This window comes from Streptomyces sp. NPDC008137, assembly GCF_042957035.1.
Lineage (GTDB): Bacteria > Actinomycetota > Actinomycetes > Streptomycetales > Streptomycetaceae > Streptomyces.
Window position 1 is genome coordinate 124,937 of the sequence record NZ_JBIBHN010000006.1, and the last position, 17,066, is coordinate 142,002.

Annotated in this window: 15 protein-coding genes; 5 read left to right on the plus strand and 10 right to left on the minus strand. The window is 72.2% G+C overall.

All coding sequences use genetic code 11. The features are described 5' to 3' along the window. Positions 1-180: 180 nt before the first annotated feature. A complete protein-coding gene (locus tag ACFZBT_RS12235; RefSeq protein ID WP_391101738.1) occupies positions 181-4,842 on the plus strand; it encodes a hypothetical protein in 4,662 nt (1,553 codons plus the stop codon). On the opposite strand, the gene ACFZBT_RS12240 is transcribed toward ACFZBT_RS12235, so the two are convergent. The 3 genes from ACFZBT_RS12240 to ACFZBT_RS12250 form a co-directional block, all read right to left on the minus strand. After that, positions 4,835-5,494 carry a DUF5063 domain-containing protein gene (locus ACFZBT_RS12240; protein WP_391101740.1) on the minus strand — a complete coding sequence of 220 codons (660 nt, stop codon included), beginning with the start codon at positions 5,492-5,494 and terminating at the stop codon, positions 4,835-4,837. The genes ACFZBT_RS12235 and ACFZBT_RS12240 overlap by 8 nt on opposite strands. Further along, a complete protein-coding gene (recR, locus tag ACFZBT_RS12245; protein ID WP_003991835.1) occupies positions 5,487-6,086 on the minus strand; it encodes a recombination mediator RecR in 600 nt (199 codons plus the stop codon). The genes ACFZBT_RS12240 and recR overlap by 8 nt, the downstream gene beginning before the upstream one ends. Before the next feature lie 109 nt (positions 6,087-6,195). Beyond that, complete coding sequence (locus ACFZBT_RS12250) at positions 6,196-6,537, minus strand: YbaB/EbfC family nucleoid-associated protein (RefSeq protein ID WP_078899404.1); 342 nt, start codon at positions 6,535-6,537, stop codon at positions 6,196-6,198. 288 nt (positions 6,538-6,825) lie between these two features. Here ACFZBT_RS12250 and ACFZBT_RS12255 point away from each other — a divergent pair, with 288 nt between their 5' ends. Next, positions 6,826-7,581 carry an SLATT domain-containing protein gene (locus tag ACFZBT_RS12255; RefSeq protein ID WP_391101742.1) on the plus strand — a complete coding sequence of 252 codons (756 nt, stop codon included), beginning with the start codon at positions 6,826-6,828 and terminating at the stop codon, positions 7,579-7,581. 128 nt (positions 7,582-7,709) lie between these two features. On the opposite strand, the gene ACFZBT_RS12260 is transcribed toward ACFZBT_RS12255, so the two are convergent. The 4 genes from ACFZBT_RS12260 to ACFZBT_RS12275 form a co-directional block, all read right to left on the minus strand. Next, positions 7,710-9,257, minus strand: coding sequence for a substrate-binding domain-containing protein (locus ACFZBT_RS12260; protein ID WP_391101744.1), 1,548 nt, complete (start codon positions 9,255-9,257; stop codon positions 7,710-7,712). A gap of 131 nt (positions 9,258-9,388) precedes the next feature. Then, positions 9,389-11,335, minus strand: a complete 1,947-nt coding sequence (locus ACFZBT_RS12265; RefSeq protein ID WP_391101746.1) for a protein kinase — start codon at positions 11,333-11,335, stop codon at positions 9,389-9,391. Between the two features lie 79 nt (positions 11,336-11,414). Continuing rightward, the gene (locus ACFZBT_RS12270; RefSeq protein WP_391101748.1) at positions 11,415-11,873 is read right to left on the minus strand and encodes a MarR family transcriptional regulator; all 459 of its coding nucleotides are present in this window, start codon (positions 11,871-11,873) and stop codon (positions 11,415-11,417) included. Then, the gene (locus ACFZBT_RS12275; protein ID WP_391101750.1) at positions 11,870-12,475 is read right to left on the minus strand and encodes a DJ-1/PfpI family protein; all 606 of its coding nucleotides are present in this window, start codon (positions 12,473-12,475) and stop codon (positions 11,870-11,872) included. Before ACFZBT_RS12275 ends, ACFZBT_RS12270 begins: the two co-directional genes overlap by 4 nt. Positions 12,476-12,642: 167 nt before the next feature. On the opposite strand from ACFZBT_RS12275, the gene ACFZBT_RS12280 reads away from it, so the two are divergent. The 3 genes from ACFZBT_RS12280 to ACFZBT_RS12290 all read left to right on the plus strand — a co-directional run bounded on the left by ACFZBT_RS12280 (position 12,643) and on the right by ACFZBT_RS12290 (position 15,636). After that, complete coding sequence (locus ACFZBT_RS12280) at positions 12,643-13,998, plus strand: aminotransferase class III-fold pyridoxal phosphate-dependent enzyme (RefSeq protein ID WP_391101752.1); 1,356 nt, start codon at positions 12,643-12,645, stop codon at positions 13,996-13,998. Between the two features lie 153 nt (positions 13,999-14,151). After that, positions 14,152-14,850 carry a GntR family transcriptional regulator gene (locus tag ACFZBT_RS12285; RefSeq protein ID WP_391101755.1) on the plus strand — a complete coding sequence of 233 codons (699 nt, stop codon included), beginning with the start codon at positions 14,152-14,154 and terminating at the stop codon, positions 14,848-14,850. Positions 14,851-14,985: 135 nt separating this feature from the next. Next, positions 14,986-15,636 carry a hypothetical protein gene (locus ACFZBT_RS12290; RefSeq protein ID WP_376388725.1) on the plus strand — a complete coding sequence of 217 codons (651 nt, stop codon included), beginning with the start codon at positions 14,986-14,988 and terminating at the stop codon, positions 15,634-15,636. A gap of 64 nt (positions 15,637-15,700) precedes the next feature. On the opposite strand, the gene ACFZBT_RS12295 is transcribed toward ACFZBT_RS12290, so the two are convergent. The 3 genes from ACFZBT_RS12295 to ACFZBT_RS12305 all read right to left on the minus strand — a co-directional run bounded on the left by ACFZBT_RS12295 (position 15,701) and on the right by ACFZBT_RS12305 (position 16,966). Next, positions 15,701-16,153, minus strand: a complete 453-nt coding sequence (locus ACFZBT_RS12295) for a hypothetical protein (RefSeq protein WP_391101759.1) — start codon at positions 16,151-16,153, stop codon at positions 15,701-15,703. Next, a complete protein-coding gene (locus tag ACFZBT_RS12300; RefSeq protein ID WP_391101761.1) occupies positions 16,150-16,416 on the minus strand; it encodes a hypothetical protein in 267 nt (88 codons plus the stop codon). The genes ACFZBT_RS12295 and ACFZBT_RS12300 overlap by 4 nt, the downstream gene beginning before the upstream one ends. Positions 16,417-16,531: 115 nt before the next feature. Next, positions 16,532-16,966, minus strand: coding sequence for a hypothetical protein (locus ACFZBT_RS12305; RefSeq protein ID WP_391101764.1), 435 nt, complete (start codon positions 16,964-16,966; stop codon positions 16,532-16,534). Between the last annotated feature and the right edge of the window lie 100 nt (positions 16,967-17,066).

Here is a 17,066-nt window from a genome sequence, read left to right on the forward strand (position 1 = left end):
GGCCTCGGGACGGCGGGAACGTCCACGAAGGTGCCGGGAGGGACCGGCCGCCGAGTCGGGCAATCTGCGCGATCGGGCGTTGCTCCGCAGGTCAGCTCGGTAGCTTGGAACTTTCCGAGTCGGCCGAGTCGCCCGACTCGGAACCATCGGGGGCGGCGCGAGCACACGGGTACGGGGGCCATGAAGGAACCACACACCTACTGGACGGAACTGGCCAGGCTGCTGCAGCTGGCCGAGAAGCCCGACCCGGCCGCCGTGCACGCGGAGATCCGGGCAGTCCTGGCCTCCCCCCGTGGGGCCCCGTCGGACAGCAGCGTCGCGGACTGGGTGGAGATGCGCAGAGTCCCCCGCTCCGACGCACGAGTGGTGCTCTTCGTCGCCGCCCTGGAGAGCATCGCGCGCCGGAGGAACCCGGCCCTGCGCATCCCGACGAAGGAACACTGGCGCACCCTGGCGGCGCGGGCACGCGCGGAGCGCGGCAAGGGCAACGGGCTCACCGGCCCGGGTGTTCCTCCCCCCGCCATGTCCCGTACCTCCGGAGCCCGGCCGTGCTGGCGGGAGGACGTCACGGGCTCCCCGGCCTGGCGGCTGATGGGGCCGGGCGCGACGGAGCAGGCCGAAGCCCTCAAGGCACAGGCCCGAAGAACCGCCGACCGGCTGGCGGAGCTGTACGACGAGGCGCGGGCGGAGCTCGCCGACGACCCCTGGCACGACGTCCACTTGGCCCGGCGGATCTCCCGCTGGACGAACTGGCTCATAGGCCTGCTCCGGAGCGGCGGCACGGTCCTCGTCTCCCCCGCCGAGGCCACCCTCATCGCCCTGCTCCCCTTCCTCCATCAGGCGCACCGGGCACGGACGGCGGCCGAACTGTCCCGCGTCGGTCCGACGGACCTCGGGCAGCGGACCGCGCCGGACGAGGAACGGCGGCTGTACGAGGTGCTGCTGGCCGGCAATGAACGGCTCGTCCGGCGGGCGGAACTGGGTGCGCTGAAGGACCGCCCCGACGGGCGGCGCGAGATCGGATGGTGGCTGTTCCACCAGTGGGCGGGACGGCAGCCGGGGCGGCTCACGGAGTTCCTGTCGGCGGTGGGCGCCGAGGGCACCGGCCTCGAGGCCGTACTCGACCCGGAGCTCCTGGCGCGCCTGCTGGGCTCCGCCCACTCCGGACCCAACGAGTTGTTCGACACCGCCCGCCCGGACCATCTGCGCGAGTACCCCTACCAAGTGGACTTCGACGGCCGGGACTTCCAGGACGTGCGGGAACGGCTGGTGGGAGCCCTCTTCGCCGTCGCACACGGCATGGCGATCGAGGCCACGGACCTCTCGTCGGTGATCATCCGGCACGTGGGCGTTCCCGACCCCCTCGACCCGGCGAGGCTCCTCGCCACGGTGGACAAGGCCTCCTGGCAGCCGCGTGGGGAGGGAATCGGGCTCAGGGCCGGCTGCGGCCATCCCGCCGTGGTGGCCGCCCTCACCGAGCACACCCACCGGCTGGAGTCCCTGCTGCGGTCCGTGCGGCGGGCGGTGGCGCCCGGCTTCGACGCGCTGCCCCTGTACACGGGTGCCGAGGAGGTCCGTGAAGTCGACACCGCGGGCAAGGCCGTTCCCGTCGGCGGTGTCATCCGCTTCCGGCTCGACGAGGAACGCGTCCAGGAACTCCTCATGGGGGAGAACCTCTACCGCGACCGGTCCCTCGCCATCCGCGAGCTCTACCAGAACGCCCTGGACGCCTGCCGCTACCGCCGGGCCCGGTCCCAGGCCGCCGAGAGCGTCAGCGGGTACCGGGGACGGATCGACTTCACCCAGGGGTACGACAAGGACGAAAACCGGCACTACCTGGAGTGCAGGGACAACGGCGTCGGCATGGACGAGGTCACCCTGTCGGAGGTGTTCTCGCAGGCCGGCGTACGTTTCACGGATCTTCCGCGGTTCCAGGAGGAACGGCAGGAGTGGCAGAGCCGTGGCGTCACCATGCATCCGAACAGCCGGTTCGGCATCGGCGTGCTCAGCTATTTCATGCTCGCCGACGAGATCCGGGTGACCACCTGTCACATGAACGGTGCCGACGGCCGCTTACGCGAGATCACGGTCCTGATCAGCGGCCCCGGCCACTACTTCCGGGTCCGGCCCACCGGCCGTGCGGGATCCATCGGCACCACGGTCCGCCTGTATCTGCGGGACGACGACAAGGCGCCCTCCTGTGTCAGGGAGTTGCGCAGGCTCCTGGGCATCGCGGAGTTCGCGACCACCGCCCGGCAGGGCGGGCAGACCGTGACGTGGGAACCCGGTGCGCCGCGCCCCCGGGAGGCACTCGGGCTGCGAACCGACGGCTTCGAGGCCCACGGCCGCCTGGTCTCCTGGCCTGCCGGACCCGACGGGGCGGACGGCCAGGTCGTCTGGTGCCGGTACGGAGGAGGCGTCCTGGTCGACGGGATCCACACCGAACCCCGGGTACGGCGAGGCGTGCTGACCGATCCGGGCGATACGCGCCGGCTGCGCGGTGCCGTGGTCAACCTCACCGGCAGGACCCGGCCCCGCCGGCTCTCCGTGGACCGCACGGAGATCCTCGACACCGACGTCTGCGCGGACGTGGAGTCCCTGCTCAGGGCCGCGCTGCCGGCGCTCCTCGCGGCCAACCCCCCGCTTCTGGACGCCGAGTGGCTCGCCGAGATCGCGGGCCACAGTCCCCGGCTCGCCGACCTCGTGACGGAGGCGGCGGGCGCGGCCGGGTACGAGATGGAACTCCACGGCCATCGGTCGGCCATGGCCGCCACCGGGTTCTTCCCCCTGGACATCCTGACCGTCCACCAGCGCGACTCCACCCTCAGGGACTACGCGGCGGCCCTCGGCGAAACCCCGGCCGGGAGAGTGGGCGGCACCATGGACGACCGCATCCTGCTCTGGCGGCTGCTCGCCCACCGGCCCAACGCCGAGCTGACGGCACTCGCGGCGGTCGTTCCGGAGTTGGAACAGGTGGAGCGGGTGCTTCCCGCGCTTCCGTCCGACGTCCTCGCGTGCACCCCTGTCCTCGATGTCTGGAACGAGCGCCACTGGCCCTTCCGGGACATCGAGAGCGACCTGGCCGCTCCGGGGCACGCGCTGTTCCTGGCCGGCATCCGTGGGATCACCTACCGCGAGGCCGTGGAGCGCATGCGGGACCTGCGCCTGGCGACACCGAGCCCCACCGAGGAGGATCCCCTCGTCGACGAGATCAACCTCGCGCTCCTCAGCAGTAACCTGACTCCTCCACTCCCCCGCTCTCGTGGTTCGCTGTCGTCCTGGTTCCGCGGCGTCGGCACAGTGCCCCCGGGGCACCTGCTCAAGGCCCGTGTCGAGTTCGGCATCAGTCTCGGTGAGGCCGCCCGGCGCATGAGGGCGTTCGGACTCACCGTCCCGGAACCCGACCCGTCGGCGGAGGACCTGGACGAGCGGGCACTCGTCCTGCTCAGCCGTGACCTCAACGGCCGCAGCCCCTGGCTCGGAGTCCGCCGACCAGTGGCTCCCGGGCACCTCCTCAAAGCTCACCGCGAGCTCGGCATCGGCCTCGGCACCGCCGTCCAGTGGCTGAGGTGGTTCGGCTTCACCGTCACCGCGGACGTTCCCCTGCTGGAAGCCGCGGACGACAAGACACTTCGTCTGGTCAGCCACCAGCTGCGCGGGAAGGATCCGCTGGACCCCGAAGAGCCGGTTCCCCTCGGCCATGTGCTGCATGCCGCAGCCGAGTTGGAGCGGACGGTGCCCGACGTCGCACGGGACCTGCGGGCCCTCGGCTTCCGTCCGGAACTCGCCCCCGCCCGGGAAGAGCAGGCCGACGACTTCCTCCGGCGGAGCACGGAATGGGGGTGGGGCGCCCGTGAGTGGCGAAGCCTCGGCGAGAAGGACGCGATCCCGCCCGGCGTACTGGCCCGCGCCTCATCCGCGCGGGACGTGCCCCCGCCCGAGATGGCCCGGTGTATCGAGGCGCTGGGACTCCCCACACCCTCCGCGCTGCCGGACCGGGCGAACGACACGGACGTGGTGCTCCTCAGCGCCCACGCCAACGCCAAGGCCCCCTGGATCCGGGCGGACGATTCCATGACGGTCCATCAGGTGGCCAGGGCGTCGATCAAGACCGGACTCCCGCCGGCGGAGGTGGCGTCCCGGCTGCGCGCCTACGGTCTCGTACCACCGGACATCTCCTTCCCTCCGAGCGCCGAGCCCAAGGACGACATCCTGCTCGAGGTGGTGCGGCACCCCGGGACCTCCGGGGAGCCGCTCTCCCCGGACCGGCCGGTGTCGGTACACCACGTGGTCCTGAAGTCCGGCGGCCTCGGCATGCCCCCGCGGGCCGTCGTCGACCGTCTCGCCCAGTACGGGCTGATCGCTCCGCTCGAGGCGGCACCGGAGGACGCCTACGCGTTCGACCACTATCTCCTCGGCATGGACGACGAGACCAAGCAGCCGCTCGACGAAGGCCGGCCCGTGCCCCTGCACCATCTGGTCGCCGTCGCCCCGAGGCTGTCCAAGAAACCCCACGAGATCGCGGAACGACTGTCCGCGTTCGGTTTCCGGGTCCCCGAGGACCGGATCGGCCTGCTGGACGAGACCGACCACCAAATCTCCCGGCTGAAACCCGCCCCGGGCAAGCGCACCCCGCCCGCCGTCCTCGGCGAGCCGATCTCCGACTTTCTGTACATCGCCCGCCACTTCGGCCTGCCCGCCCGGGAACTCGTGGAGCGGCTGGAACGACTGGACGTCGATCTCCAGCGCGTCCGCGCCGCCGTCCGCGCCGCGCTGCCCGACGTACCCGGCCTGGTCATGGCGCGGGAGCCGGGCACCGACCGGCCGGCCGAGGCTACTTGACCTCGCGCATCCCCAGCGGCCCCGCGATCTCCTCCACCATGACCCGGCCCGCCTCGAATTCCAGCGTGTCGTCGCCCATGCCCTGGTCCGTGTCCAGGCCGTCGAGTTCGGCGAGGGGCTGGTTGAGGCGGACGTGGGCGAGGACCGACTGGAGGGCGCGGAGGGTCGCGGAGGCGGTGGAGCCCCAGTTGGAGAAGTAGGAGAACTGCCACCACCACAGGGCCTCCGTGGTGCGGCCCGCGCGGTAGTGGGCCATGCCGTGGCGCAGATCCGTGATGACGTCCGTGAGGTCGTCGGAGATCCGGGCCGGGACCGGGGCCTTGCGGGGCTCGTAGGGGTCGAAGACCTCGGAGTAGATGTCGATCGGGTCGAGGAGGCGGGCCAGGTTCTCGCGGAGTTCGTCGACGTCCGGCTCGGGGCCCGAGTCGGGCTCGTAGCGCTCGTCCGGCACGATGTCCTCGTGCGCGCCGAGCCGGCCGCCGGCCAGGAGGAGCTGGGAGACCTCCAGGAGGAGGAAGGGCACGGCCGATTCCGGCTCGTCGCCCTTCGCGACCTCCGTGACGGCGACCAGGAAACTCTCGACCTGGTCCGCGATCTGGACCGCGAAGTCGTCCGGGTTCTGGTCGGTCGCGTGCAGCGTGGCGTCAGACATCTAGGAGTCGTCTCCCCTCGAAGGCGCGGCCGAGGGTGACCTCGTCCGCGTATTCCAGGTCGCCACCCACCGGGAGGCCGCTGGCCAGGCGGGTGACCTTCAGGCCCATGGGCTTGATCATGCGGGCGAGGTACGTCGCTGTCGCCTCGCCTTCGAGATTCGGATCCGTGGCGAGGATCAGCTCGGTGACCGTGCCGTCGGCGAGCCGGGCGAGCAGCTCCCTGATGCGCAGGTCGTCGGGCCCCACCCCGTCGATCGGGCTGATCGCGCCGCCGAGGACGTGGTACCGGCCCCGGAACTCACGCGTCCGCTCGATCGCCACGACGTCCTTCGGCTCCTCGACCACGCAGATGACGGCGGGGTCGCGCCGGGTGTCGCGGCAGATGTTGCACAGCTCCTCCTGCGCGACGTTGCCGCAGGTCGCACAGAAGCGGACCTTCGCCTTGACCTCCATGAGGGCCTGGGCGAGGCGCCGTACGTCCGTCGGTTCGGCCTGCAGGATGTGGAAGGCGATCCGCTGGGCGCTCTTGGGACCGACGCCGGGCAGCCGCCCCAGCTCGTCGATCAGGTCCTGGACCACGCCTTCGTACAACGGACTGCCCTTCCTGGGACTTCGGGTTCTTCGGGGTCGTTCGTCGCGTACGGCCTTTCCGTACGTACGGTAGTTGTCCGCCGCCCGTCCGAGGAAGGCGGCGGGCGTCTCAGAACGGCAGACCGGGGATGCCGCCGCCGCCCAGACCCTGCGCGAGCGGGCCCAGCTTCTGCTGCTGGAGGGCCTGCGCGTTCTCGTTGGCCGCCTGGACCGCCGCCACGACCAGATCGGCCAGGGTCTCGGTGTCGTCGGGGTCGACCGCCTTCGGGTCGATCTTCAGGGCGCGCAGTTCGCCGGCGCCGGTGACGGTCGCGGTCACCAGGCCACCGCCCGCCTGCCCGTCGACCTCCGTCTGCGCCAGCTCCTCCTGTGCCTGCGCCAGGTCCTGTTGCATCTTCTGGGCCTGCTGGAGCAACTGCTGCATGTTGGGCTGGCCACCACCGGGAATCACGATCAGCTCCTTGCTCGGTACGGGTTTTCCCGTTCGGCACGAGCCTACGTGGTCAGGCCTGCCGTCGCCCCAGCACTCTTTCGAGTGAGTCCCCCTCGCGCCCTATACCGGATCAAGGAATACTTCCGGGCGGAAAAGTGGCGAAAGCTGCGTCTTCGCCACCCATTGGGGGGTAGGAAGGGTCCGGCGCGTCAGGTGGGTCGTCCGTCGCGCAGTGTGATTCGGCGTGAACCGCGCGTGGTCGTACAGGGTCGTACATGGTCGTTCGTGGTCAGTAGGGAGTGCCGGGTGGGTCAGCCGGAGATGCAGCCCGAGGTGCCGCCTCAGGACGGACGGGGCGAGGGGGCGACCCGGCCGCGGCCGGGCGATCTGACCGGGCGGGCCTTTCCGCTCGGGGACTGGGGCGAGCCGGCGGCCCGGCTGGACGAGCTGTACCGGTGGGTGGAGCGCGGGGCGCTGCGGACGGCGGCCTGGTATCTCGAGGACCGGGTGTGGAAGCGGCGGTGCGCGCGGGTGCTGCGCTGCGGGGCCGCGGCGGGGGCGGTCACCGGCGTCGCGCTGCCCCTGCTGGATCTGACCGGTGCCGTGGGCGGGGTCGCGCCCTGGGGGTGTCTGGCGCTGCTGCTGGGGGTGGCGTGTGTGGCCGCCGACCGGTATTTCGGGGTGACGTCGGGCTGGATGCGGGACGTGGCTACCGCGCAGGCCGTGCAGCGGCGGCTGCAGGCGCTGCAGTTCGACTGGGCGGTGGAGTGTGTGCGGGAGGTGCTGGGGCCCGCGGAGGGGACGGCCGGTGAGGCCGCCGAGCGGTGCCTCGCGGTGCTGCGGAGGTTCACCGAGGACATGAGTGAGCTGGTCCGGGTGGAGACCGGGGACTGGATGGGCGAGTTCCGGGCCGGGGGTGCGCCGGTGGGGGTGCAGGCGGTGGTGTTGTCCGGTGGGGGGCGGGGGGCTGAGGTGGGGGGTGTGAACGGGCGGTTCTCCGTGCCGCCGGCGGGGGGTGCGCGGCCGAACATGCCTCGGCAGCGGCCGCCGGAGCCGCGGTGACCGGTGCTCGGGGTTGTGGCTGGGGGCGGGTGGGTGCGCAGCCCGGCGTTGCGGGGTGCCGCTGCGCCCACCCGTGCCGCCCCCAGCGGCACGCATGCCCGCAGCTGGGGCGGCACGCATGCCCGCAGCTAAGCGTCCTGCGCGCACAAGGTCAGGCCCTCCGGGGTCCAGCACGGGACGTGGCCGTGGGTGCGGGTGACGTCCTGGCCGTTGCCTCGGGAGAGGTAGGTCAGGAAGCTCGATGCCAGGGAGTCGGCCGGGGGGCGGCCGTAGGTGTAGGCGTACTCGATCTCGCGGTACGGGTAGTCGCTCGTGCCGTGTTCGATGGCGTCGACGGAGGCGGGGTCGCCGTCCAGGCGCAGGGAGTGCAGGCCCTTCGCGCGGGCGGCGAGGTTGAGTTCGCTGTAGCCGACGGCGCCCGGGAGGCCGGCGACCGTGGTCAGCACCTGTTCCGTGGAGTCGAGTTCGCAGCGGATGACGGCCGCCGTCGGGTCGTCCTTGTGGACGCAGTCGACGGAGGAGTTGGCGATCTCGCCCCGTCCCAGCACCCGGCGCTGGAAGACCTGTCTCGTCCCGGAGCCCGCGTCCCGGCTGACCAGGTGGACGGGCAGGTTCGGGCCGCCGAGCTGCTTCCAGTTGCGGATCTCGCCCCGGTAGAGCCGCCGTACGTCCGCCGTGGAGAGGTTCTTCAGGCCCACGTCGTCGTTGACCACCAGCGCGAAGACGGACACCGCCACCCGGTTCTCGCGCAGTTCGGGCAGGCCGGCCGGCTTGGGGCCGTCCGAGAGGGCCACCAAGGGCGGTGAGCCCCGTCCGTCCCGTGCCGCCTCGGCTCCGGCCGCCGCGAGCTCCCGGATCCCGGCCGTCGAGCCGTGGGTGTCCACCTCGATGGCCGGGTCGCCGCCGCAGTCCCGTTCGTACTTGGCGGCCACCTCGCGCAGGACCGGCGCGAAGGCGGTCGAGCCGGTGAGGGTGAGGGTGCCGCTCGCGCAGCCGATCGGGGGCGGGTTGTCGTCCTGGACGACGACGATCGCCGCCAGGGTGACCACACTCACCGTGAGCGCGAGGGTGATCAGCCGCGCCGCCCGGCTGAACAGCGGCGGCTTGTCGTCCGGCGTGGCACTGCGGTTGGGGTGCACCTCGCCGTCGCGCAGGCCGCCGACCAGCCGGATCTCGTCGCCGACATCGCCGCCGGCGAGCAGCACGAGCAGCTTGAAGTGGTCGCCCCGGTTGAGCGGGACGCGAGGGATGCGCAGGGTGTTGCCCTCGTAGGCGAAGCCGCGGGCCGCGGTGAAGTGGTCCATGAGGTGGTCGGTGTCCGACGGCTGGGTCACCGACACGCCCCGGACGGTGCGGCCCGCGAACACGGCGGTCAGGCCGTGCAGTTCGGGGCCGGTGTAGTCGTCGCGGTCGATGCCCTGCGAGCCGTCGTTCTCGACGCGCAGCAGGACGAGCGTCGCGTCGGACATGTCCGGGGCCTCGTCGAACAGGCCGAGACGGCGGTTGGCGCGGCCCGAGCGCACGTCGTCGCCGATGGGGTTGTCCATCTGCACGCGGTAGCCGACGCGTTTGCGGCGCGGCACCCGCCGTTCGTACCAGACCATGACGCCCGAGGCGATGATGCCGAGGAGGGCCGTCGCCACGGCCACGAGGTTCTCCGCGCTCAGCCACTCCATCGTGCGTGCCCCCGCCGCCGCCCGGACGAAATCGATCGCCTGGTCACCGTACGGCTGTACGAGCGAGTATCCGGATTTCGTCGGCTTGAATTCGCCGGACGTTCAACGACTGCCGGGGAACCGGGAGTTGGTCATTCCTTCGAGTACGTCAGCTGCTCCCCGCTGCTCGTGTTCACGCGCTGGAGCGTGTAGTCCGTCAGGAGGGTGACCTCGGTGGCCTCGCCCGGTGTGCAGGCGGAGCGCGGCTGCCCGACGGTCACGGTGGACGGGCCGATCTTCAACGGGCCGTCGGAGCCGGGGTCGTCGGTCAGCTCGCCCTCGAAGACGCAGTGGTAGGTGCCGCCCGAGGCCGTGGGGCCGTCCGCCACGAGGGACAGGACCGGGTCGCCGGGCTCGCCCTGCCGGATGGTCAGGGAGCGGGTGTGCTGCCCGTCGGCGTTGTCGATGGTGGTGGTCCAGGTGCCGAGGTACGCCGTGGGGATCGCGCCGTTCGCCGGGGAGGCGGTGGTGTCCGCCCGCGAGGCCTCCGGGGAGGGGCCGGAGTCCGTGGGGGCGCCGGTGTCCTGCGTGGGGGTGGGGCGGTCATCGGCCCGGTCGCCCTCACGCCCCTGCATCAGCGCGTACACCGAGCCGCCCGCGGCCAGCGCGACGACCAGGGCGATCGCGACGAGCAGCGCGGTGGAACGGCCGCTTCGGGGCGGCTCCTGCGCGGGGCCGTAGGGCGGGGACGTGCCGTACGGGGGCGGGCCGTAGGGCGGGGTGGAGCCGAGGCCGCCGCCGAGGCCGCCGCCGTGGGCGGGGTAGGCGGGGCCGGGCTGGGGGTGTTGCTGGGGGTAGCCGTAGGCCGGTGCCGGTGCCGGTGTCGGGTACGGGGGCGGGGGTGCGTATGGGGCGGGCCGTACGCCCTGGCCCGCGACCATGGTGGGCAGGTGGTTCAGCGGTGGGCCCTCGCCCGGTTGGCCCGGCGGGGGCGGAGCGGTGGGTGCCTGTGGCACGGGGTTCGGTGACGATTCGTCGGCGGCTGGGGCGTGTTCGGGGGTGGCGCCGGCTCCGTACTCCGGCTGCGGGCCGGCGGGGGCTGGTCGCGCCCCCGCGGCGGAGCCGCCTGTGTCACTGCCCCGCGCCCCTTCCAAGGGCCCGTCAGCCGCACCGGCCCCCTCCGGGTCCTCCGCGTCCAGCAACCGCACCGCGTGCCGCCCCAGTTGGGCGACCAGTGCTCCCGGCAGCCACGGGTCGAGGGCGCGGCCGTCGGAGACGGTGTCGTCGGCGCCCGTGCGTTCCAGGACGCGGTCGAGGGTCGGGCGGGCGGCGGGGTCCTTGCGCAGGCAGTCGCGAACCAGGTCGGCGATGCCCTCGGGGACGCCCGTCAGGTCCGGTTCCTCCTGGGCGATGCGGAACATCAGCGCGTGCACACCGCTGCCCGCGGTGCCGAAGGGGAGGGCGCCGGTCGCGGCGTAGGCGAGGACGGAGCCGAGGCAGAAGACGTCGCAGGCCGGGGTGATGCGGTCGCCCCGCACCTGCTCGGGCGCCATGAAGCCGGGCGATCCGACGAGCGCGCCGGTGCGCGTGAGCCCGCCGTCCGTCACGGTCTCCAGGGCCCGTGCGATACCGAAGTCGATGACGCGCGGGCCGTCGATGGTGACCAGCACGTTGGACGGCTTGAGGTCGCGGTGGACGATGCCGGCGGCGTGGATGTCCTTCAGCGCGTGCGCGAGCCCGGCCGCGAGGATGCGGACCGTCCGCTCGGGCAGGGCACCGTGGTCGTGCCCGACGACCTGCTGGAGGCTCGGCCCGGCGACGTACCCGGTGGCGACCCACGGCACGGTCGCCTCGGTGTCCGCGTCCAGCACCGGCGCCGTCCAGTACCCGCCGACCCTCCGCGCGGCCCGCACCTCCTGCCGGAACCGCTCCCGGAACTCCTCCTGCGCGGCCAGTTCCTCGCGCACGAGTTTCACGGCGACCGTACGGCCCCGCTCGGAGCGGGCCAGATACACCTGCCCCATGCCGCCGGCGCCGAGCCGCGCCAGCAGCCGATAGGCACCGATGCCTACGGGATCCCCGGGCCCCAGTTTCTCCATCGCTCAGCCGCCTTCCCCCCACACGTGAGCAACAGATCGAGAATAGTGCGGGGGCGGGGCGGGGTGACCTGGGCGAACTCTACGGTTCCGTAACAGGCGGACCCGCCTGGTCGAGCACCGTGGACAGACGTTCCAGCAGCCGCACCGCCTCCGCCAGTTCCACCTCGCCGAACGCCTCGGCCAGCCGGTCGGCGAACTTAGCGTGCCCGGGGTCGATCCGGGCGATCGCCGCGCGTCCCTCCTCGGTCGGCGCGAGGAGCTTGGCGCGGCGGTGCGCGGGGTTCGGCCGGTACTCGGCGAGGCCTCGCTCCACCAGCAGGTCGGCGATGCGCTGGACGCTCTGCCGGGTGATGCCCATGGCGCGGGCGATGCCGGAGACGGGCAGCGGCTCCCCGAGGACCGCGCCGAGCACCTGCCACCAAGCGGCGGTGAGCCCGGCCGGCTTGGCCAGTTCCTCCGCGACGGCGAGGAACTGGCCGTTGAGCCTGAACACCCCGAGGGCGCCGCGGCTGAACAGGTCCTGACGCTCCCGGCTCACAGGGCGCCGGCCTTCTCCAGCACCGCGTACGCCGCCGGGTCGGAGTCGTGGAACAGCCGGTACCAGGCGTCGAGCACCTCGCCCTCGTAGACCCCGAGCAGCCGGAGGATCTCCCGGGCGAAGGCGACGGGCTCGGTCGGGCCGGCCGTGACCAGGGGGCCGTCGGTGACGGCGTCGGTCTCGACGTAGCGCTCGCCGCCCGCGTAGCCGGTCGCGGCCAGGTAGAAGGAGACCGCGCTGGTGTGGTCGCGGTCGTCGAGCAGGCCCTCCCGGGCGAGTCCGGCGGTGGCGCCGCAGATCGCGGCGACCGGGACGCCCGCTTCCAGGAAGGCCCGGGCCTTGCGGGCGAAGGGCGCGAGGTCGTCGCTCGTGTCCCAGAGGTCGGCGCCCGGGAGGATCAGCAGCGCGCTGTCCTCGGGCCGTACGTCGTCCAGAGCCGCGTCGGGCTGGACGCGCAGTCCGCCGATGCTGGTGACGGGGGCCGTGGTCGGGCCGACCGTGCGGATCGTGTGGCCGGCGCGGGCGAGCTGGGCCGTGGCGTGGCCGGTCTCCCAGTCGGCGAGGGTGTCGTAGACCGCGAGATGGACGGGCTTGGCGCTCATGACTCCTCCAGGAGTTCGAGTATGACAACATACTGTCGACTCGACAGCATGTTGTCAATAGGTCCTCCGTGCGACACCTCCCCGTCGACAACCTGTCGCGGAAACCCCCGGACCTCACACACGACGCCGATTTTCCGCCCGCACCCCGCATGCCTACGCTCGCCCGCATGACCCCTCAGCCGAACCCCGAAGCCGGCGCCGCCGTCAAGGCCGCCGACCGTGACCATGTGTTCCACTCCTGGTCCGCCCAGGAGCTCATCGACCCGCTCGCCGTCGCCGGCGCGGAGGGGTCGCACTTCTGGGACTACGACGGCCGCCGCTACCTCGACTTCTCCAGTGGGCTCGTCTACACGAACATCGGCTACCAGCACCCCAAGGTCGTCGCCGCGATCCAGGAGCAGGCGGCGAAGATGACGACGTTCGCGCCCGCGTTCGCGATCGAGGCACGGTCGGAGGCCGCACGGCTGATCGCCGAGCGGACCCCGGGCGACCTGGACAAGATCTTCTTCACCAACGGCGGCGCCGACGCCGTCGAGCACGCGATCCGGATGGCCCGTCTGCACACGGGCCGCCCGAAGGTGCTCTCCGCGTATCGCTCCTACCACGGCGGCACGCAGCAGGCCGTGAACCTCACCGGCGACCCGCGCCGCTGGGCCTCCGACAGCGGCACGGCCGGGGTCGCGCGCTTCTGGGCGCCCTACCTCTACCGCTCCCGCTTCTACGCCGAGACCGAGGAGCAGGAGTGCGCGCGGGCGCTGGAGCACCTGGAGACGACGATCGCCTTCGAGGGGCCCTCGACGGTCGCGGCGATCATCCTGGAGACGATCCCGGGCACGGCCGGGATCATGGTCCCGCCGCCCGGCTACCTCGCCGGGGTGCGCGAGATATGCGACAAGCACGGGATCGTCTTCGTCCTGGACGAGGTCATGGCCGGGTTCGGGCGGACCGGTGAGTGGTTCGCGGCCGACCTGTTCGACGTCACGCCCGACCTGCTGACCTTCGCGAAGGGCGTGAACAGCGGCTATGTGCCGCTCGGCGGTGTCGCGATCTCCGGTGCCATCGCGGAGACGTTCGGGAAGCGGCCCTACCCCGGCGGTCTGACCTACTCCGGGCACCCGCTGGCCTGCGCGGCGGCCGTGGCGACGATCAATGTCATGGCGGAGGAGGGCGTCGTCGAGAACGCGGCCCGGCTGGGCGCGTCCGTCCTCGGGCCGGAGCTGCGCGCGCTCGCCGAGCGGCACCCCAGCGTGGGTGAGGTGCGCGGCACCGGCATGTTCTGGGCGCTGGAGCTGGTGCGCGACCGGGAGACGCGCGAGCCGCTGGTGCCGTACAACGCGGCCGGGGAGGCGAACGCGCCGATGGCCGCCTTCGCCGCCGCCGCGAAGGGCGGCGGGCTGTGGCCGTTCGTGAACATGAACCGGACGCATGTGGTGCCACCCTGCAACATCAGCGAGGCGGAGCTGAAGGAGGGCCTCGCGGTGCTGGACACGGCACTGTCGGTGGCCGACGAGTACACGGTGTGAACAGGGACACTCGGAGTTATCAGTACGCGGAGTAAACACCTGTAAACCCGTCAGTAACCGACAACCTCGGCCCTCATTCGAACGCGTAAGGTGGCGTGCTCGTAGACATATACGCGCACGCCACCCGAACGCGACGAGGGAGACGCCCTGACCATGCCCGGCAGTACCGGCAACGGCGCCGTGACGCGCAGCACCCTGCGCCAGCAGATCGCGGACGCGCTCCGTGACGAGGTGCTGGCCGGTCGGCTCCAGCAGGGGCAGGAGTTCACGGTCAAGGAGATCGCCGAGCAGTACGGGGTGTCCGCGACGCCGGTGCGCGAGGCCCTGGTCGACCTCTCCGCGCAGGGGCTCCTCGACGCCGACCAGCACCGCGGCTTCCGGGTCCGCGAGTACTCGGCCGAGGACTTCCGCGGCATGATCGAGGCCCGCGACCTGGTCATCGAGGGGATGTTCCACGCCCTGACCTCCGGGCAGCGGGCCTCGCTCCAGCCCGACGACCCCCGGGTCTCCGCCGTGCTCGCCGGGGTCCGGCGGCGCGGCGAGGAGGCCCAGCGGGCCGCCGCGGCCGGTGACCTCACCGTCCTCATCGGCTACGACCTGCGCTACTGGCGCGAGCTCGCGGCCCTCTTCGGCAACCCGTATCTGGGCGACTTCCTGCACCGGCTGCGCGTCCAGACCTGGGTCGGCGCGGTGCAGCATCTGCGCCGCCTCCCCGACCTGCGCGGCGAACTGTGGGCAGGCCACACCTCGCTGGTCGACGCCCTGGCCGCCCAGGACACCGGCACCGCCCGGTCGATCATCTCCGGCTACAACTCGCACTCGCTCGCCCTGATCGAGCGCCTCTCCTCCTGATGGCCTGCGTCGCGGCTGTCCGTATGGGTATGGGACATGCACGACAGGAGCCTGAGCCGTGCCGCACCGATACCCTTCCCTGACCACCGTGCCAACCGACGCCACCCGACCGCTGAGCTGAGCGAGGAGCCTTCTTTGGCCTGTGACCTGTGGCTGGTACCGCTCGTCGACGTCTTGTGCCACACGCCGGACAACCCGTTCGCCGAGGAACTCGCGCAATACAACAAGGTGCTCGCCGAGGCCGGGTTGCCGCCGGTGCCGGTGTACCAGTACATGCCGGGCCTGTCCGGCGAGGTCGCCCCGGTCGCGGGCTTCGACTACGACGCGCTGCACTTCCTGCGCCGCGCCTATCTGCTCCAGGTGTGCGGCCTGCCGGTGACGCCCGTGGACGAACTGGGCGGCGACTACGAGCAGTTGCTGGAGATGTTCGAGTCGACGGCCCAGCAGTCGCACCTCGTATGGCACTACGACCACGCGGGCGCGTACGTCCCCGTCGACTTCCCCAGCCCGCTCGCCGACGACGATCTCCTCGCGGGCGGCGGCCCGCTGGGCTCCTCGCACGCCCTGCTGCGGGAGCTGGAGACGGTCGCCCCGGCCCTCGGCATCGACCCGGCCAACCCGCCGGCGGCGCCCCAGGCGCCCCTGGCCCCCACGGAGCTGGAGGAACCCGCCGTCCCCGCCCCCTACGACCCCAGCCCGTTCGCCCGCGAACGGCACGTCTGGCTCGGGCTGCACGCGGCGGTGACGCGGAGTCTGGCGCAGGGGTCGATGATCGTGTTCAGCTGAGAGTGCGCTGCTCGCGACAGGGGAGAACGGGAAACGGCAGCACCCTTCCCCCGCAGCACGGCCGTCAGTTCTGCTCGACGATGCGGATCGTACGGATGCCTGTGCCGCGGTAGCGGGTGGGCGTCCGGGTCAGCACGGGACGGCCGTGCGGCCACTCGACGGTGGGCAGGGCGAGGTGCAGCACGTGAGCGCCGCTCCAGTCCGGCTCGTCCTTGCCGAACGCATCGTCGTCCCCGCCGGCCGCCGTGCCCAGCCGCTTCCCCACAGCGGTCGCGGCGGGGAAGTCGAGCCCTTCGATGTCGACGGACGGCAGCGCGCCGAGGTGCTCGGCCACCCCGGCCCGCTCCCGCTCGGCGGCGGCGAGGCTGAGCGCCGGGATGTACACGCGCAGCGCGGGGTCCTTCCCCGCCTCGACGACGAGCCGGGAGGCCATGCTGTTGCCCGCGCCGAGCGCCAGGGCGGCGGTGTCGTCGAAGACAACGGCACGCGGCAGCGGGTACGGGGCCTTCTCGGTCACTGGACCTCCCCGATGCGCCCGGCCTCCAGGTCGGCCCACAGCCTCTCGCCGGCCTTCTCGTCCTCCTCGGTGTACGGCCTGTCGAGGAAGTGCTCCTCCACGTACGCCTTGGTCTCTTCGTACCGCTTGCGCAGCTCATCCTTGGTGGGCGTGGCACCTGCCAGCTCCGCCACGAGGTCCCGCATGCTGATGCCGCGGTCCCGGGCCAACTCCTGGAGGCGGTCACGGACAGCGGGGTCGACCTTGATCGTGGTGTCAGGCATGAGGGCAGTATACCGATGGTATACCGCCTCGGGGCGTACGAGTGCGACGATCATCCATGTTCCGTTTCTTCGCAGGGTCCGGCGCGCGGATGCGGGCCGGGCGTCTCGACAGGGGCTACGCGGAAGCTTGTTGACGGGTCAGCGGGTGCTGGTGGCGGAGCCGGTGTTCGACCAGCGCCGCGGGCGAGGGCACGCGCGAGGGCAATTCGCCGGTGAGCGCCGCCCGCACCCCCGCATCGCTCGTCCCCGCGTCCCACCACTCCACCACCAGCGGCGCGAGCCGCCACACCTGGGAGGCGCCCAGGGTGAGGCAGGGATGCGTGATGCCGAGCGAGCCGAGCAGGCGGGCGGCGTGGAGCGTGCGCTGACTCGACGAGCCGGGCGCATCGGGGGCGGGGGTCCGCACTTTTTCAGGTTCACCCGCCGGTGGCTCACATTCGTACGGAGTGTCGAACACCTCGTAGACGTCGTAGCCGGAGTGGCGTCGACCCCACCCCCGGCCCGCATCGGCCACCGTCCGCAGATACCGCGATTTCTCCAGCTCGCGCACGGCACGAGCGATCCGGCCCCGGCCTTCCCCGCGACACTTGGCGAGCGCGCGGGCGGTGACGCGGGTGCCGGGCGGGAGCGTCAATAGGTACGTCAGTACG

What these genes read in the sequence shown, in the direction of transcription:
- ACFZBT_RS12235 (WP_391101738.1), top strand. Translation starts at nt 181, where the DNA reads ATGAAGGAACCACACACCTACTGGACGGAACTGGCCAGGCTGCTGCAG.
- ACFZBT_RS12240 (WP_391101740.1), bottom strand. Translation starts at nt 5,494, where the DNA reads ATGTCTGACGCCACGCTGCACGCGACCGACCAGAACCCGGACGACTTC.
- ACFZBT_RS12260 (WP_391101744.1), bottom strand. Translation starts at nt 9,257, where the DNA reads ATGGAGTGGCTGAGCGCGGAGAACCTCGTGGCCGTGGCGACGGCCCTC.
- ACFZBT_RS12265 (WP_391101746.1), bottom strand. Translation starts at nt 11,335, where the DNA reads ATGGAGAAACTGGGGCCCGGGGATCCCGTAGGCATCGGTGCCTATCGG.
- ACFZBT_RS12275 (WP_391101750.1), bottom strand. Translation starts at nt 12,475, where the DNA reads ATGAGCGCCAAGCCCGTCCATCTCGCGGTCTACGACACCCTCGCCGAC.
- ACFZBT_RS12280 (WP_391101752.1), top strand. Translation starts at nt 12,643, where the DNA reads ATGACCCCTCAGCCGAACCCCGAAGCCGGCGCCGCCGTCAAGGCCGCC.
- ACFZBT_RS12285 (WP_391101755.1), top strand. Translation starts at nt 14,152, where the DNA reads ATGCCCGGCAGTACCGGCAACGGCGCCGTGACGCGCAGCACCCTGCGC.
- ACFZBT_RS12300 (WP_391101761.1), bottom strand. Translation starts at nt 16,416, where the DNA reads ATGCCTGACACCACGATCAAGGTCGACCCCGCTGTCCGTGACCGCCTC.